Here is a 14,721-nt window from a genome sequence, read left to right as displayed (position 1 = left end):
GATTGAAAATAGGTGTTATCGGAGGAGGTGCAGCTGGGTATTTCGCTGCTATCCATGCAAGTGGGAAAGGAAATGCTGTCACTATTTTCGAAAAGTCTCCCAAGCTGCTTTCCAAAGTAAAAGTATCTGGAGGAGGGCGGTGTAATGTTACCCATAGGCCGATGGAGATTTCCAAATTGGTCAAGAATTATCCAAGGGGAGAGAAATTTTTAAAAAAAGTATTCAGGCATTTCAAATGTGAAGACACGATTGAATGGTTTGAATCCAGGTCAGTTCCATTGAAAACCGAAAATGATGGGCGTGTCTTTCCTTGTTCGGATGATTCTCAAAGTATCATTAATGCGCTTCAAGTTGAGGCGAATAAATTAGGTATTCAGGTAAAAACATCGACTGGAATAAAAGAGATTCAATTGAAAGGAGATTCGTATTTATTGATCTCAGATCGCGGCGAATTTTTAGTGGACTCATTGACTATAGCAGGGGGTGGGTATCCAAAAGTGGACGGATATGCTTTTATGAATAAGTTGAAGCATCAGATTATCAGCCCGATTCCATCATTATTTACATTTAATACGCCTCAGGAACCGATCAAAAAGTTGATGGGAATATCTATGCCTAATACCCAAGTGAAAATAGAGGGGACAAAACTTAATTATCAAGGCCCATTACTGATTACCCATTGGGGTGTTTCTGGCCCAGCTGTTTTAAAATTATCCGCCTTTGGTGCGCAGTGGCTATTTGATCAAAAATACCAGGCTCGGGCAATTATAAATTGGAATGCGGATTTTAGTGAACAGAAATACTTTGAGCATCTGACCCAATACTCCAAATCACATCCAAATAGAAAGGTTAGTAATTATCCTTTATTCGAAATTCCAACAAGACTTTGGGAGTATTTATGTGATAAATCTGAAGTTGATTTAGATCAAACTTTTAATAGTTTAAGTAAAAAGCAGATTAATAAGTTGGTACAAAACCTTTTTTGCCATATTTTGAATATCAATGGCAAAACTACCTTTAAAGAAGAGTTTGTTACTGCAGGGGGAATTTCAATTGATGAAGTAAACCCGGAGACTCTGGAAAGTAAATATCATCCCAATTTATACTTTGCAGGGGAAGTTCTTAATATCGACGGAATAACAGGAGGATTCAATTTCCAGGCGGCTTGGTCAACTGGTTACTTAGCTGGGAAATCATCAGTAAAAAATACCATATGATACAACTTTACCCAGATTTAAATAATAAAATTCTAGAAATCGCCGAGGGAGACGAGGAATTTAGAATTGAGCTTATTCATGCTATTCAAAATGGCCTTATTGAATTAAAATCGGTGTACTCAAAAGGGCATATAGAAAAAGATGAGGTACAGATTCAACAAATCAGACATAAACTGAAACCTACTTTAGCCATGTTTGAATTTGAGGATGTAGCTGCTGAAATACAAAAAGGGAAAGTGATTTTAGAGGGTGAGGGTTTTTCCGAAAACTTTTCTTCTCATGTTTCTACGCTCGATAAGCTTTTAAAAGACGCAATTGATTACGTCACATCACTTTCAAAATAAAAAGGAGCCACACTTGCAGCTCTCGTTTTGTATTTTTATACCCTATGAAGATATCACAAAGTTAGTTTAGGTTTTTTCCCTGATGATTAACTCAAGATGAACTTCTTATAAAGAAATTCTTTTAATTATACATGCCAGTAATTGAATCCACATATCCGGGACCACCAGCATTTCTATTCAATGGACATTTGGAAACCATTGTACCCAGCCTTTATAGAAGAGTAGAAGGAATAACTTATCAAAGAGAAAAAATTAATACTGCTGATGGCGATTTTTTGAATTTGGATTGGTCAAAAGTGGGATCAGACAAATTATTGATTATCTCTCATGGATTAGAAGGAGATTCAGAAAGACATTATGCAAAAGGGTTGGTGAAATTATTTAATCAAAATGGCATCGATGTATTGGTGTGGAATAATAGGACCTGCGGAGGAGAAATTAATAAACTCCCAATCTTGTACCATCATGGAGCAAGTTACGACCTGGATGCGACGGTTCAACATGTCTTAAAAGAGCCCAATTATGCTAAAGTTTATCTGGCAGGAATTAGTATGGGAGGTGCCCAAACTTTGAAGTATTTGGGGGAAAAAGGGCAGAATTTGCCTAAAGAAATTAAAAAGGCCGCTGTATATTCCACACCTTGTAATCTTCCCTCCAGTGCAGCTACCCTAAAGCTTAAATCAAATGTTTTTTACAAAAAGCGTTTTCTTGGTAAACTGAAGAAGAAGATTGCTTCAAAAGCGCAGCAATTCCCTGAATTGATAGATACTAAATTGCTTGAAAAGGTGAAGGACTTTGACGAATTTGATACGCTTTTTACAGCAAAACTTCATGGCTTTAAAGATGCATCCGATTTTTATCAAACGGTATCAGCTGATAATTGGATGAGGCAAATTTCGATTCCCACTTTAATCTTAAACGCAAAGAATGATCCACTTCTAGGACCGGAATGTTATCCGGTAGAATTAGCTAAAGAGAAAGCTGAAATTATTTTGGAGATGCCAGAAAGAGGAGGGCATACAGGATTTGCATTAAAAGGAAATGAATTTACCTGGGCAGAATATAGACTTCTTGAGTTTTTAAGCTATACTTCTTAAGTGAGGAAGTGTTAGATTTATGATTAATTCAAATTGAATCCCAAATGAGAACTGTTTTTTTTACTGGAGCCATAAGTCTTATTATTATCACAGGTCTGAGTATCTATTTCTTCGGACTAGGTTATGTTTTTCTGATAATTCTGATCTTGCTGTTTTTGGTGGGGTTATATGATGTCATCCAAAAGAAGCATGCAATTTTAAAAAACTTTCCTATAGTAGGGCATTTCAGATATATGTTTGAGGCCATCTCTCCAGAGATCCAACAATATTTTATTGAGAGTAATACAGATGGAAGACCTTTCAGCAGGAATTTGAGATCTTTAGCGTATAGACGTGCCAAAAATGTCAATGATACGCATCCATTTGGGACCCAGCGAGATCTTGGAGGGGAGGAATATATGGCTTTGCGTCATTCTATTTATGCCGTTAAGCCTGTTACAGAAGAGCCTAGGGTTACAATTGGATGTCAAGACTGTAAGCAGCCTTATTCTGCATCACTTCTTAATATTTCAGCAATGAGTTTTGGGTCTTTAAGTTCCAATGCTGTTTTAGCTTTGAATAAAGGGGCAAAAAAAGGTGGTTTCTATCATAATACCGGAGAGGGAGGAATCAGTAATCACCATAAAGAAGGAGAGGGTGATTTGGTATGGCAAATAGGTACAGGCTATTTTGGTTGTAGAAATGAGGAAGGGAATTTTGACGAAAAAAAATTCAAAGAGAAATCAAGGTGGCCTCAGGTTAAAATGATAGAAATTAAGCTCTCTCAGGGAGCTAAACCTGGGCATGGAGGTGTTTTGCCTGGGGTTAAAAACACCGAAGAAATAGCTGAAATAAGAGGTGTCAAACCCGGAAAAACTATTTTGTCTCCACCATCTCATACAGCATTTACGAATCCAAAAGAACTAATTGCATTTATTTCAAAACTGAGGGAACTCAGTGGCGGTAAGCCTGTTGGATTCAAATTATGTGTGGGAAGGACAGAAGAATTCGTCAACCTCTGTAAAGAAATGGTAGCCCAGCATGTTTGGCCAGATTTTATAACTGTTGATGGGGCAGAAGGAGGAACTGGCGCTGCACCACTTGAATTTTCAGACAGTGTAGGACTTCCTTTGGAACCCGCTTTAATTTTTGTCAATGGCACTTTAGAAAAATATCATCTGAGACAGCATATCCGGATTATTGCTTCGGGAAAAGCGCTTACAGCCTTTTCTATCATTAAAAATATAGCTTTGGGAGCCGATTTATGTAATTCTGCTCGGGGTTTTATGTTTAGTTTAGGTTGTATTCAGGCTTTGAGATGTAATACAAATGAGTGTCCCACTGGAGTGGCTACTCAAAAAGAAAGTCTCACTCGAGGTCTCGTGGTTTCAGATAAGTCAGAGAGGGTTTATAATTTTCATAAAAACACCATTCATGCTGTTCAGGAACTATTGGGAGCCACAGGCCATACTCATACTTCTGAAATTAGTATCCATGATTTGGTTAAAGGAGATGAGATGGTGAAACTCGCCAATAGATACTTCCCAGATACGGTAAATACGCAGGTGTAAGCTAGGATTTTTTCCTATTCAAATCTCTTTAAGGCTAATTTCGCAACAGTTCCACCAATGGAGAGCGAACTGGTTGCTGCAGGGGAAGGTGCGTTTAAAACATTTATCGCATGTTCGGATTCCCTGATTGCAAAATCGTCTAATAAGCCACCGTTTCTATCACAAGCTTGAGCTCTTACCCCTGCACCTCCGTCAACCAAATCAGAAGATTGGATTTCCGGAATCAATTCTTGCAAAGCTTTGGTAAATGCCGCTTTGGAAAAGGATCTGTAAATCTCACCAAAACCAGTCTGCCAATATTTTGCTGCCACTTTTTGGAATCCTGGCCAGGCTAAACTTTCTGCCAATTCGGATAAATTGATCTGGGACTTTTTATATCCCTCTCTTTTAAAAGCCAAAACAGCGTTTGGACCTGCTTCCACACCCCCTTTTTTCATTCGGGTATAATGAACTCCTAAAAAAGGAAAATTTGGATCTGGAACAGGGTAGATTAGGTTCTTTACCAAGTATTCTTTTTCAGGTTTTAGCTTGTAATATTCTCCTCTGAACGGGATGATTTTAACATCAATAGGAGACTCTTCATTCATTTGTGCTACCTTATCTGAATAAAGCCCAGCACAATTAATGATCAGTTTAGATTGAAATTCTCCTTTTGAAGTTTCAATATAATTGATCTTATCTTTATGATTGATTTTTAATACTTTATGATTTAAAAATATCTCTCCTCCTTGCTGAATTACCTTATGTCCATATGCTAGGGCAACTTTAAAATAATCTACGATTCCCGTCTGAGGAACATGGATTGCGGCGACACCTGCGCAATGAGGTTCATACTCTTTTAATTCCTCAATGGTGATGGATCTAGTTCCTGTTAAACCATTTTGCAGCCCTCTTTCCAAAAGGTTATTGAGAAGAGGGATTTGTTCATTTTTAGTGGCCACCACTACTTTCCCGGTAATTTCGAAAGGAATATTCTCCGCTTCACAAAATTGGATCAATTCATGATATCCATTGATACAATTCGTTGCCTTAAGAGAACCAGGTCTATAATAAAGTCCCGAATGGATCACACCACTATTGTTGCCAGTTTGATGTTTGGCTAGCTGATCTTCTTTTTCCAATATGGCTATTTTCAAGGCTGGATTAGATTTTTGAATTTTTAACCCTGTTGCCAAGCCCACAATTCCTCCTCCAACTATAACAATGTCGTATATCATGTGAAACAATTTTATGTTCCAAATATACAAGGCCATTTTCCATTTTCATGACCTTCTTTTGGGATCTGCTTGACTCGCTTGAGAATTTTTAACAATACTTGAACGATTTCCTCGTTTAGAGAATTTATCTTGCATGCGATTTTGATTTAGGAAATCACCAACGAATGCTTCGAAACCTATTATTTTTATTTTCCTTTCTGATTTTTACAGAAACCTCAGCACAGTATATTATTAAAGGAAAAGTTACTGATGCCGAGACTGGTGATCCTATTCCTTTTGCTTCAGTCTTATTGAAGGGGACAACCCTAGGAATGAATACCGATTTTGAAGGGAATTATACGTTAACCACCAAGACACTTTCGGATAGTATTGTAGTCAGTTATATCGGTTATCTAACTCAATCAAAATCCCTTCTCAACCAGTCTGAGCAAACAATAAATTTTCAGTTAAGACCTTCTGATTTTGAAATGGAGGCCTTTGTTTTCGAAGCAGGAGAGAATCCCGCCTTTGAAATAATCAGACAAGCAGTAGCTAAGAAAAAATACTTTGATAAAAGGAGTTTAACTGCCTATGAGACAAATAATTATACAAAGATAGAAATCGATATTGATCACGTCTCGGAAGAATTTTCCCAACGAAAATCGGTTAAAAAGGTAACGGCTGTTTTAGATAGTATTAAGCAATTGACAAATGATGAAGGTGAAAAAATATTACCAGTATTCTTCTCAGAAACCTTGTCAAAATTCTATTACAGAAATAATCCCGAATTAAGGAAAGAGGTCGTTGAAAAATCGAAAGTTACCGGAGTAGGTATTACAGATGGTTCTACTACATCCCAGATTACAGGATCAGCTTTCCAAGAATATAATTTTTATAAAAACTGGCTAAATATTCTGGAAAAGGACTTTGTTTCGCCTATTGCAGACGGATGGAAAGCATTTTATGATTATGACCTGCTTGATTCAGTTTTAGTGGGTCAAGACAGCTGTTATAAGCTTCAGGTATACCCTAGAAGAGAACAGGATTTGGCTTTTTCCGGTACTATTTGGATCAATAAAGAGACATATGCTTTAAAACAGGTGGATTTAACGATTCCAAAAGAGACAAATCTGAATTTTATAGAACGAATAAAAATCCAACAGGAGCTTGTACCCACACCTGCAGGCCCTTTGATTCCTTCAAAAAGTAGAATTCAAATAAAAATAGGTCAAGTCACACCAAATACCGCTGGCTTACTGGCAAAGTTTTACACCTCCGCCGATAGTGTTAAACTAGGTGATCCCAAACCAACTTCTTTTTTTAATCAAGCGGTCGAACTTAAACCAGATTTTAATTTAGGAACTGAAAAGTTTTGGAGTGAAAACCGTCAAGATCCTTTGAGTTCGGAGGAACTGGCAGTTTTACAGATGGTGGATACCCTCAAAAAAATCCCTGTTATCCGGTTTTATTCAGAAGGGTTGAAATTTTTTGCGACGGGATATTTACCTGTGAAGAAAATAGATATAGGACCTTGGCCTGGGTTTTTTAATTATAATAATATTGAAGGAATTCGATTGGGCGGGGGCTTTAGGACAAATCTGAAGTTTTCTAATAAGTGGTTAATCCAAGGATATTTAGCTTATGGATTCAAGGATAAAAGAATCAAATATACTGGATCCCTTACGAGAATTTTGGATAGAACCCATTGGACTACCATGAGTTTTACATCTCAAAAAGAAATAGATCAGGTGGGGTTGGAGATAGCCAGTTTGGAGGGCAATAGTATATTTTTGGCAGCTAGCCGATTCGGTACTCTTAGGAGACCATTTTTAAGCACGAATCACCGACTAAATTTTCAGCGGGAGTTTTTCAAAGGCTTTTTATTCAGTTCCTCGATAAATGTCTCCCAATTTGATCCTTTATTTGATTTCTATTATCTGGACAAGGATACACGCGATTTTAGAAGCAGATTCGAAACCACGGAGGCTAGATTTTCTTTGCGCTATGGGCGGGATGAGATTATTATTATCAATGACAATGAACGGGTTTCTTTTGGCCCATCCAAGTGGCCGATTGTCCAGGTGAATTATTCGAAAGGCTTAAGATGGCTAGGAGGGGATCTGAGCTACGATAAGTTGAGCTTTTACCTCTACCAACGTTTGAATATGGGGATGCTGGGAGTTTCTAGGTATGAGCTAGACGCCGGAAAAGTGTTTGGAGAGGTGCCTTATCCTATTCTCAAAAACCACTTGGGGAACGAGACCTTATTCTATACTTCTGCTGCATTTAATACAATGAATTTCAATGAGTTTGCTTCAGATCAGTATGTGAGTTTGCGATACAGACATTTCTTTGAAGGATTCTTATTGAATAAAATTCCAGCAATCAAGAAGTTGAAATGGAGAGCTGTTGCAAATGCCAATGTATTGTTTGGATCTGTACAGGATAAAAATATAAGTAATGTGCCTAATGTGGATCCGGAAGGGAATCCATTGGAAACTTTCGGAAGATTAGATCCCAGAAAACCGTATTTGGAATTGGGTTATGGAATAGAGAATATCTTTAAATTTTTTCGAGTAGATTTTTTTCACAGAATGACTTATTTGGATAGCCCGGAAGCTAAGCCTTTTGCAGTAAAAATAAGTGCTCAGATAATACTTTAGTTTTTTGTTGGTTAAATGATAAATGAACGATAGTTATTAAAAATTCACAGCTAATTGAGCCAAAGACTCCGAAAATCCTGTGCTTATTATTTATACTCCGAAGAAATAACGTTTCTTTTCTGCATTCCTTTCCCATAAATTTTTTGGTTGCAAAGCCTATTTGCATATTTGCAACTTAAACCAAATGCCTGTTTGTATGGGCAGAAATAAATTTACAAATGTCACAACAGATTAAAATCACCCTTCCAGATGGCACTGTGAAGGAGTTTGAAAAAGGAACTACCGGTCTACAGATTGCTGCCAGTATCAGCGAGGGTTTAGCAAGGAATGTTCTAGCCGCAAAAGTTAATGGTCAAGTTTGGGATGCCACTCGACCTATTAAAGAAGATGCTTCAGTTCAACTATTGACATGGAATGATGGAGAAGGTAAAAATACCTTTTGGCATTCTTCCGCTCACTTGTTGGCAGAAGCGCTTGAAGCCTTGCATCCAGGTATCAAGTTTGGTATCGGCCCTCCAATTGAGACCGGATTTTATTACGATGTAGATTTTGGAGATAAGACCTTGGATGGATCTGAGTTAGAAGCCATTGAGAAGAAGATGGTGGAATTGGCTCGGGAAAAGAATGAATACATCCGAAAAGAAATTTCCAAAAAAGATGCAGTTGCGTATTACCAGCAGAAAGGTGATGAATATAAGCTGGACCTTTTGGAAGGACTTGAAGACGGTACCATTACTTTTTATGAGCAGGGAAACTTTACCGATTTATGTAGGGGCCCACATATCCCAAATACAGGATTTATAAAAGCTGTAAAGCTTACAAATATCGCTGGTGCTTATTGGAGAGGGGATGAAAACCGTAAAATGTTGACCCGTATTTATGGGGTGACCTTTCCAAAAGCCAAAGAACTTACTGAGTACCTAACTTTAATAGAGGAAGCCAAAAAGCGGGATCACAGAAAGTTGGGAAGAGAACTTGAACTGTTTACTTTCTCTGAAAAAGTAGGGATGGGGCTTCCACTTTGGTTGCCAAAAGGAACCCTATTGCGTGAGCGCCTGATTAATTTTATGAAAAAGGCGCAGGATAAATCAGGATATCAGCAGGTGACTACTCCTCACATTGGACACAAAGTTTTGTATGAAACTTCTGGTCACTATGAGAAATACGGGAAGGATTCCTTTCAACCTATCACGACTCCACATGAAGGTGAGGAGTTTTTGTTGAAGCCAATGAACTGCCCGCATCACTGCGAGATTTATAAGCATAAGCCACATTCTTATAAGGAGTTACCAATTCGATATGCAGAATTTGGAACTGTTTACCGCTATGAGCAAAGTGGTGAATTGCATGGTTTGACACGCGTTCGAGGATTTACCCAGGATGATGCGCATATCTTCTGTAGACCAGATCAGGTGAAAGAAGAATTCATAAAAGTAATTGATTTGGTGCTTTATGTGTTCAAGGCTCTTGGTTTTGAAGATTATACCGCTCAGATATCATTAAGAGATCCTGAAAATCCTTCTAAATATATCGGCGGGGATGAAGCTTGGGATAAAGCTGAAGCTGCTATTATTGAAGCTGCTGCTGAGAAAGGATTGGAAACCGTTACAGAACTTGGAGAAGCAGCTTTTTATGGTCCAAAACTTGATTTTATGGTTAAGGATGCTTTAGGAAGAAAATGGCAACTAGGAACTATACAAGTAGATTATCAATTGCCAGAAAGGTTCCAATTGGAGTATATTGGTTCTGATAATCAGAAACACAGACCTGTGATGATACACAGAGCGCCGTTTGGTTCTTTAGAGCGATTTGTGGCAGTTCTGATTGAGCACTGTGCAGGTAATTTTCCGCTTTGGCTCTCTCCTGAGCAAATTAATATTCTTCCTATTTCTGAAAAATTTGTAGATTATGCTGAAGAAATAAAGGAAATATTGGAGGAAGCTGGGATTACAGGTTCCATAGATAATAGAGATGAGAAAATTGGTCGTAAGATCCGTGACTCAGAGGTTAAGAAAGTGCCGTTTATGTTGATTGTAGGGGAGAAGGAACAAGAAGAACGTATACTTTCTGTAAGAAAGCATGGTGAAGGCGATCTAGGTAACTACTCACCGGAGGAGTTTATAAAGTATTTTAATGGGATTATTTCAGCATCGCTTAGTAAGCCATAAATTGGTAATAATCGATTGTTCTTTTCTTAATTAGAAATAATTCCGATATTTGCAGGCAATTTCATAAAAACAACTAATCAAACTTGAGAAACAACAGACAACCGTATAGAGGTCGGCAAGAAGAACCTTATAAAGTAAACCAGAAAATCAGAGCTCGTGAAGTCAGAGTTGTTGGTGACTTCGTAGAAGGAGGCAACGCATTGCTTCAAACTGAAAAAGCAATAAAGCTTGCTCAGGAAAATGACCTGGATCTTGTAGAGATTTCACCTAATGTTGATCCTCCAGTTTGTAAGATTCTTGATTATGCAAAGTTTAAATATGAGCAGAAAAAGAAGCAAAAAGAAATCAAAGCTAACGCTGCGAAAGTTGTTTTGAAGGAAATTAGATTCGGTCCTAATACGGATGAACATGATTTTAATTTCAAAGTTAAGCATGCTCAAAACTTTCTAAAAGAAGGTGCAAAAGTAAAAGCCTACGTACATTTTGTAGGTCGTACGATTGTATTTAAGGAAAGGGGAGAAATGCTTTTATTGAAATTTGCTCAAGCTCTTGAGGATTTAGGAGCAGTAGAGCAGCTTCCCAAAATGGAAGGTAAGAGAATGAACATTTTTATTGCGCCGAAAGCAGGTAAAAAATAAATTTCAACTAAATAAATACAGCAAAATGCCAAAAGTAAAAACCAAATCAAGTGCAAAGAAGAGGTTCGCTTTAACGGGAACCGGTAAGATCAAAAGGAAACACGCTTTCAAAAGCCATATCCTGACTAAAAAAGCTACCAAAAGAAAAAGAAACTTAACCAAAACTGGTTTAGTTCATGAATCTGACGAGGGTAGAGTAAGAGACATGTTGAGAATCTGATTTTCAACAGTAGCTTAAAAATTAATTAATTAAGGTTTATTTATTCACCAGACATTTTGGTAATCAAGATCTCGAGTATTCGGGGCACCAACTGTCAAAAAACAAAAAACTATGCCTAGATCGGTAAACGCAGTAGCGTCAAGAGCAAGAAGAAAAAAAGTGCTAAAAGCCACAAAAGGTTATTTCGGAAGAGGTAGCAACGTTTGGACAGTAGCCAAAAACAAGTATGAGAAAGGTCTTCAGTATGCGTACAGAGATCGTAAAGCAAAGAAAAGAGAGTTCAGAGCTTTATGGATTCAGCGTATCAACGCAGGTGCTAGAGAGCACGGCGTGTCTTATTCTCAATTAATGGGATTGTTGAAGAAAGCAGAAATCGAACTTAACCGTAAGGTTTTGGCGGATTTAGCTATGAATCACCCAGAAGCATTTAAAGCTGTAGTTGAAAGAGTGAAATAAGATTGCACTGTCTTATTTTGCAAAAGCCTTCCCTCGGGAAGGCTTTTTTTTGCCTCTCATTTTTTGGAAGTCGGTTGTGTTTGATTTTTTGTAATTTCATTGAAAACCATACCTATATGAGAATTAGAAATGTAGCTTTCTTCTTGGGACTTTTAATGATCTCGCATTTTGCGATAAGCCAAACAAAAATATTTGATCGTTTTGAACATACTTTTATCAGTTTAAAAGAATATGAAAATGCTCTGTATAATGTGAGCACCTTTGATATTATTTTTTCCTCTCCATCAGGAATAGAAAAAACGGTTAGGGGCTTTTGGGATGGAGGCAGAACTTGGAAAGTAAGGTTTATGCCTGATGAGCTTGGAACATGGACTTTTAAAAGTATTTCTTCTGACAAAGAAAATGCTGGATTGAATGAAGTCAGTGGAACCTTTGAATGTATTGAAAATGATACCCAGCTAGATTTATATCAAAAGGGAAATATTATACATCCAAAAGGGACTTATCATTTGACACATTCTAATGGTAGTCCCTTTTTTTGGACAGCATGTACCGCATGGAATGGAGCTTTAAAATCCACTGATGAGGAGTGGGAGCAATATCTGAATCATAGGAAAGACAATCATTATAACACCATTCAACTTGTCACAACGCAATGGAGGGGAGGATCCACCAATGCAGAGGGGAGAGTAGCTTTTACGGGTTCCGGTAGAATTGAAGTAGATCCAGAATTCTTTAAACGAATCGATAAGAAAATTGAGGAAGCAAATAGCAAAGGCTTACTTGTTTCTCCTGTAATTCTTTGGGCTCTTCCTTTTGGACCTGGTACTGAGTTGAGTCCTGGCTATTATTTACCGATCAGGGAAGCGGTGTTACTCGGCAAATATATAGTTGCGCGCTATCAAGGGAACCATGTGTTATGGACACTTGGTGGAGACGGTAAATATTATGGGGATTTGGAGGATAGATGGAAATCAATTGGATCACAAATTTTTGGAGAGGATAAACATCAGGGACTTGTTACATTACATCCACACGGACTTTCTTGGATTGGAGATTTATATGAGAATCAGGATTGGTATGATGTAATTACCTATCAATCATCCCATTCTAATTCTAAAAACACTGTTGATTGGATAAATAAAGGGCCTGTAGCCCAAACTTGGGATAAGCTACGACCAATGCCAATTATGAATACAGAACCCAACTATGAGGAAATCTTTTTTAAAATAACTGCTGAAGATGTCAGAAACGCATCCTATTGGAGTGTTTTTTCAGCACCTATTTCTGGAATTACTTATGGTGCCAATGGAATTTGGCCTTGGCTTCGAAAGGGAGAGGTGATCGAAAACCATGAAGAGGCTAAAGGAACCCACACTTGGAGAGAAAGTATTGAGTTTGATGGAAGTATTCAAGTTGGGTATTTAAACAGGTTTATCAATTCTTTTAATTGGTGGGAATTTAGACCCGCGAATGAATTAATTGTAGAACAACCAGGAGAAAAAACATTCGATCATTTTATATCAGTTGTAGCTAATGAAAACCGCTCTTCGATTTTAGTCTATACTCCTGTAAAACAGACAATTAAACTTTACGAACTTAATGGAATCGAATATGCAGCCCAATGGTTTGATCCCGTAAATAATTCTTATTTGAAGGCTGATTTAAGCAAAAATGGAAATATCCTTTTTTTTGAAAATCCTTTTAATCAGGATATGATTTTGATTTTGAAGGAGAAATAAAATTCAACTCTCAAATTGTACCATTCACTAAAACCAGAAAAGCTTGATAATTCCATAGAAGGAAACTAAAACGATAGATAGCACACTTAACCAAAACATAATCGAAGAAAAAAAACCTGTACTTAACTTTAAAGGAGAGTTTTTGACCCGAAATTGAATTGCAGCATAAACAACCAATAAAAGCAAAACAGAGCCGACTACCCCTCCGGATAAGACCATAAATGCCGGGAGATTGATATATGCAAAAGCAAAAGCCCATAATATTGGTAAGGACCAGGCTAAAATAGCTACCCAGGTTTTCCTTGTTTTTAGGTTATCATAGTTTATCCATCTTAACTCACCAAAGATATCCGGAAGAAGTCTTGTCCAATAGGCCAGTGTTGCAAAGACACTTGAAAAGAGAACGAAAAATGCACCTGTTATATATGCAAGTCGTGCATCTTCACCTAGCGTTTGTGTATAGATATTGGCTAATTTTTCTATGAGTTGATTTCCGTTTGGGATCGATTCATTACCATATAGAATGGATGCGCCCAATAAATAAAATGCTGAAGTCACAATTGTGTAAATAATCATGGCGACAAAAGCATCCAAATACATGATTTTTATCCATCCATTTGCCCGAATCTTCCATTCCTCGCTACCATCATTATGACCAGTGAATTTGGCATACCCTTTCTCTAAACACCAGTAGGAATAGGCAATTATTTCATCACTTGCGACTCCAGTTATTCCAAATGCTCCTATTGCGACAAAAATTAAATTTGAAGGTAAATCGAAGGTCAAGCCACTCAATACATCAGTAAAAGTAAAAGCATAAGGACTATAACTCACGGCTATTACAGATGCAAGCGTGAAAATTGTAAAACCAAATACCATCAACATGGAGGTTCGCTCTACTATTTTGTAGTAATTCCGGTAAATCAAAAGACTAGTCAATGCCCCTAGAATAAATGCCAACAAAATAGGAGAGAGCTTAGGGATCAACATATTGAGAGCTATTGCAGCTCCACCAATCATTCCCCCCAATTGTACTATTTTGAAAACAGTTAATAGAAATGTACTCCAAACAGCCCAGTTTTTTGGTCCAGGTAACAATGAGAAAGATGTCATAAGCGGCTTTCCTGTTATGATTGCATTCTTTCCAAATTCCAATTGGATGGCAACTTTAATCAAACAACTCACCAGAATAACCCAAAAAGTGATAAATCCTCCTTCGGCACCAAGTACTGTAGTGGCTATCAATTCACCAGACCCGACGATGGAAGCTGAAAGAATAAACCCTGGACCGAGAAACTTAAATTTTTCAATTAAGGAGGAGGGAGGGTTTTTTATTTCGGGCGATAACATCCATTAAAAATAGGAAAATATGGTTATTCACTAGACAAATAGAGTGGATAGGAAGAAAAGAAAATAAAAAAGGCTTCCAT

The 14,721-nt window shown here is 37.5% G+C and carries 12 protein-coding genes; 10 read left to right on the top strand and 2 right to left on the bottom strand.

Annotated features, from left to right (window positions below; all coding sequences use genetic code 11):
- Positions 1-2: 2 nt before the first annotated feature.
- The 4 genes from AAGF08_RS08690 to AAGF08_RS08675 all read left to right on the top strand — a co-directional run bounded on the left by AAGF08_RS08690 (position 3) and on the right by AAGF08_RS08675 (position 4,208).
- Positions 3-1,217, top strand: a complete 1,215-nt coding sequence (locus AAGF08_RS08690) for an NAD(P)/FAD-dependent oxidoreductase (protein WP_343510764.1) — start codon at positions 3-5, stop codon at positions 1,215-1,217.
- Entirely contained in the window at positions 1,214-1,561 is a 348-nt protein-coding gene (locus AAGF08_RS08685) for a hypothetical protein (RefSeq protein ID WP_343510763.1), read from the top strand. Before AAGF08_RS08690 ends, AAGF08_RS08685 begins: the two co-directional genes overlap by 4 nt.
- Before the next feature lie 131 nt (positions 1,562-1,692).
- Positions 1,693-2,658, top strand: coding sequence for an alpha/beta fold hydrolase (locus AAGF08_RS08680; protein ID WP_343510762.1), 966 nt, complete (start codon positions 1,693-1,695; stop codon positions 2,656-2,658).
- A gap of 44 nt (positions 2,659-2,702) precedes the next feature.
- Positions 2,703-4,208: an FMN-binding glutamate synthase family protein gene (locus AAGF08_RS08675; RefSeq protein ID WP_343510761.1), complete on the top strand. Its 1,506-nt coding sequence runs from the start codon at positions 2,703-2,705 to the stop codon at positions 4,206-4,208.
- Positions 4,209-4,222: 14 nt separating this feature from the next.
- Here AAGF08_RS08675 and lhgO read toward each other — a convergent pair whose 3' ends face one another.
- Positions 4,223-5,425: an L-2-hydroxyglutarate oxidase gene (gene lhgO, locus AAGF08_RS08670; RefSeq protein WP_343510760.1), complete on the bottom strand. Its 1,203-nt coding sequence runs from the start codon at positions 5,423-5,425 to the stop codon at positions 4,223-4,225.
- A gap of 164 nt (positions 5,426-5,589) precedes the next feature.
- Between lhgO and AAGF08_RS08665 the strand changes: the two genes are divergently transcribed.
- From AAGF08_RS08665 to AAGF08_RS08640, 6 genes are all read left to right on the top strand, one after another.
- Complete coding sequence (locus AAGF08_RS08665; protein WP_343510759.1) at positions 5,590-8,067, top strand: DUF5686 family protein; 2,478 nt, start codon at positions 5,590-5,592, stop codon at positions 8,065-8,067.
- A gap of 218 nt (positions 8,068-8,285) precedes the next feature.
- Positions 8,286-10,235 (top strand): threonine--tRNA ligase, encoded by a 1,950-nt coding sequence (gene thrS, locus AAGF08_RS08660; protein WP_343510758.1) that lies wholly within the window; start codon positions 8,286-8,288, stop codon positions 10,233-10,235.
- 83 nt (positions 10,236-10,318) lie between these two features.
- Positions 10,319-10,873 carry a translation initiation factor IF-3 gene (gene infC / locus AAGF08_RS08655; RefSeq protein ID WP_343510757.1) on the top strand — a complete coding sequence of 185 codons (555 nt, stop codon included), beginning with the start codon at positions 10,319-10,321 and terminating at the stop codon, positions 10,871-10,873.
- 25 nt (positions 10,874-10,898) lie between these two features.
- On the top strand, positions 10,899-11,093 hold the full coding sequence (gene rpmI, locus AAGF08_RS08650; protein WP_087941465.1) for a 50S ribosomal protein L35: 195 nt from the start codon (positions 10,899-10,901) through the stop codon (positions 11,091-11,093).
- 111 nt (positions 11,094-11,204) lie between these two features.
- Complete coding sequence (gene rplT / locus AAGF08_RS08645; RefSeq protein ID WP_343510756.1) at positions 11,205-11,549, top strand: 50S ribosomal protein L20; 345 nt, start codon at positions 11,205-11,207, stop codon at positions 11,547-11,549.
- Between the two features lie 116 nt (positions 11,550-11,665).
- On the top strand, positions 11,666-13,291 hold the full coding sequence (locus AAGF08_RS08640; protein WP_343510755.1) for a DUF4038 domain-containing protein: 1,626 nt from the start codon (positions 11,666-11,668) through the stop codon (positions 13,289-13,291).
- A gap of 27 nt (positions 13,292-13,318) precedes the next feature.
- Here AAGF08_RS08640 and AAGF08_RS08635 read toward each other — a convergent pair whose 3' ends face one another.
- On the bottom strand, positions 13,319-14,641 hold the full coding sequence (locus tag AAGF08_RS08635; RefSeq protein ID WP_343510754.1) for an Nramp family divalent metal transporter: 1,323 nt from the start codon (positions 14,639-14,641) through the stop codon (positions 13,319-13,321).
- Between the last annotated feature and the right edge of the window lie 80 nt (positions 14,642-14,721).

The organism is Algoriphagus sp. SE2 (assembly GCF_039563885.1).
Taxonomy (GTDB): domain Bacteria; phylum Bacteroidota; class Bacteroidia; order Cytophagales; family Cyclobacteriaceae; genus Algoriphagus.
This window is presented reverse-complemented; position numbering and strand designations above follow the sequence as displayed.

Bases quoted from the DNA above. Each gene is read 5' to 3' on its own strand.
- AAGF08_RS08685 (WP_343510763.1), top strand. From the start codon at position 1,214: ATGATACAACTTTACCCAGATTTAAATAATAAAATTCTAGAAATCGCC.
- AAGF08_RS08680 (WP_343510762.1), top strand. From the start codon at position 1,693: ATGCCAGTAATTGAATCCACATATCCGGGACCACCAGCATTTCTATTC.
- AAGF08_RS08675 (WP_343510761.1), top strand. From the start codon at position 2,703: ATGAGAACTGTTTTTTTTACTGGAGCCATAAGTCTTATTATTATCACA.
- lhgO (WP_343510760.1), bottom strand. From the start codon at position 5,425: ATGATATACGACATTGTTATAGTTGGAGGAGGAATTGTGGGCTTGGCA.
- AAGF08_RS08665 (WP_343510759.1), top strand. From the start codon at position 5,590: ATGCTTCGAAACCTATTATTTTTATTTTCCTTTCTGATTTTTACAGAA.
- thrS (WP_343510758.1), top strand. From the start codon at position 8,286: ATGTCACAACAGATTAAAATCACCCTTCCAGATGGCACTGTGAAGGAG.
- rpmI (WP_087941465.1), top strand. From the start codon at position 10,899: ATGCCAAAAGTAAAAACCAAATCAAGTGCAAAGAAGAGGTTCGCTTTA.
- rplT (WP_343510756.1), top strand. From the start codon at position 11,205: ATGCCTAGATCGGTAAACGCAGTAGCGTCAAGAGCAAGAAGAAAAAAA.
- AAGF08_RS08640 (WP_343510755.1), top strand. From the start codon at position 11,666: ATGAGAATTAGAAATGTAGCTTTCTTCTTGGGACTTTTAATGATCTCG.
- AAGF08_RS08635 (WP_343510754.1), bottom strand. From the start codon at position 14,641: ATGTTATCGCCCGAAATAAAAAACCCTCCCTCCTCCTTAATTGAAAAA.